General features: G+C 67.2%; 1 protein-coding gene and 1 pseudogene. Both read left to right on the top strand.

The window, feature by feature from the left end; all coding sequences use genetic code 11:
- Window positions 1–641 precede the first annotated feature (641 nt).
- Entirely contained in the window at window positions 642–2,129 is a 1,488-nt protein-coding gene (locus ACWCQ6_RS36840; RefSeq protein ID WP_451096813.1) for a Mu transposase C-terminal domain-containing protein, read from the top strand.
- Window positions 2,119–2,409, top strand: a pseudogene (locus ACWCQ6_RS36835) (hypothetical protein); the annotation flags it as partial. The gene ACWCQ6_RS36840 and the pseudogene ACWCQ6_RS36835, both read left to right, overlap by 11 nt.

Below are 2,409 nucleotides of genomic sequence, written 5' to 3'. Positions count from 1 at the left end.
CGCTCGGGCGGTGTGATCAGCGGAGCATCCGGGTCCACGATCATCGGCATGCTGGTGCTCCTATCTGTTGGTCATGGTGCGGCGTACCTGCGTGAAAAGATCGGAGTCGGTTTTTGACGCACTTTCGGATTCGGAATGCGTGGGGTTTGCAGATCCCGAATCCAGCACCTTTCAGATGCTTAAATAGGGCCCATTTCTGACGGTGGGTGAGTTCGGTGAGTAGGGGTTTTTGATGGTGTGTGTGAGGTGTGGGTTGGGTGTCACTGGTTGATACGGGTTGGTGTCATGGATGGTCGAGGGCCTGGTAGGGCCCCTTTTTTTGGTGGTGCGGGTAGTGACAGGAGCCCGTGTTTCACGGTGACGGGTGGCCGTGTGGGTCGGTGTCATGGGGGCCATACGTCCTGAGTCGGCGGTGGTGTGTAGCAGGCGGGCCGTGATGGGGGAGCGGTTTTCGGGGCGGTTCATCAGCGCGGGGCGGGGAAGCGTTTTTGCGTTTTGGCTGGTGACGAGTTGGCTCCGTAGCGTCCGGGGCTGTGACGGACGAGGAGGACGGTGCGGGTGGAGCGTCGCTGGCTGACCGGCGTGAGCTGCTGCGCGCGGTAGCCGTTTGTGGGCTTCAGCAGCGGCGTGCTGGGGATGAGTTGACGACGGCGCATGTCCGTCTCGTGGCGTCGTCGCTGGGTGTGAGTGTGCGGACGGTGTGGCGGTGGCTGGCGCGGGCCGAGCAGACCGGTTCAGCTGAACCGGTGCCGCGCGCCCGCCTTGAGATCACCGACGAGGTTCACGAGGTCCTCGCGGACTGCCTGGGCAATGTGAAGCGGGCGCACGAGGAACTGGCCCGACGGGCCCGTGCGGCCGGTCGGCGGCCTCCGGGCCTGAGCACGCTGCATGACGCGATCCGGCGGGATCTCACCCCGGGGTTCATGGCTGGGCTGCGTGAGGGTATCCCGGCGGCGCGTGACTACGACCCTGCGTTCAGACGGCCTGCGGTGGGCCGTAACGAGGTGTGGGAGGCCGATCACCAGCACGCGCCGCTGCGTGTCGTGCTGCCCGACGGTTCCCTGTCGCGGGTGTGGGTGACCTGGTACGAGGACCGGGCGACGTCGATGGTGATGGGGTGGGCGGTCACTGCGTCCAGCGCGCACCGGGACTCGGTCCTGGCCGCACTGCGCTCCGCGGTCTTGATGGGCGACGACTACGGACCGGCCGGGGGCCTGCCGGCGATGGTACGGATCGATGGTGGCGCGGACTTCGTGTCCAGGGCGGTCAAGGACGCCTTCGGCGCGCTGGGTGTGCCGTTGCAGCGGGTCTACACGCCCCGGCACAAGGGCGGTGTGGAACGGTTGAACCGGACTGCGGTGACGCGGTTCTTCGCCGATCTGCCCCGCTACACCAAGGCCCCGCTCCTCGACCACCGGCGGCGGGCCGGCCAGGACGACCCGCCGCTGGCCTACGAGGCGTTCGTGGTGTTGCTGCGTGAGTGGGTCGAGCGGCACAACACCGCGGATATCGTGGCCCGTACGGGGATGACACCGCTTCAGGCATGGCAGGCTGATACCACCCCGTTGCGTGAGGTCAGCGCGCCCGATCTGCGCGCCTACATGATGTCCAGCGACGACCGCCCGAGGAAGATCACCAGTCATGGGGTCCAGTTCCATGGCCGTTTCTACATGCCCGAGGACGGCGTGGGCCGCCTCGGTACCCGGGTGAAGGTGCACTTCATGCCGCACCATGCTCACGAGATCGATCTGTACACCGCTGCCGGCAACCGTTATCTCGGCCGGGCGGTCCTCGCGGACGAGGCGAGTGAGGACGAGCGGCGCGCGGTACTGAAGTCCCGCTCGGCCAGGGACCGGGAGCTGCGCCGGGCCCTCAAGCGGTCTGCGGCCACACGCAGGGACCGGTTCGCTGCATCCACGCAAGCAGGTCCGCCCGAGCGGCTGCCCCGTATGACGTCGGCCCAGGCGGCGAGGGAACTCAAGGCCACAGACCAAGCCCGCACGCCCGCCTCGCGCCGACGGGCTACCGAGCGCTATGTCCCGCGTCTGGGGCCGGCCCCTGGCTGGGCCGTTCCCGGGCGTGCCGCCCCTGACGAAGATCCCTTGATGAGGAGTGAGCGTGACGAGTGAAGTGCCGCCCGATGTGTGGGAGCCGGGGGACATGGAACCGGAGTTCTTCCTTGACGTTCCTGGCGCGAAGCTGGTGACGACCGATGTGCTGCTCCAGGTCCAGGACACGATCTCCGAGACGGTCGACGCTCGCGCGATGTCGCTGATCTACGGCGAGACCGGTCTGGGCAAGACGTTCGCTGCCCGCGCCGCTTGGGCAAGACTTCGCCACAGAGCCACGAATAATTCTCTTCACTCCCCTGGTGGGGTGACCTCACGCCCCGCGAAGTGCGTCGCGTTA

It is taken from the genome of Streptomyces sp. NPDC001880 (assembly GCF_053594575.1).
This window is presented reverse-complemented; position numbering and strand designations above follow the sequence as displayed.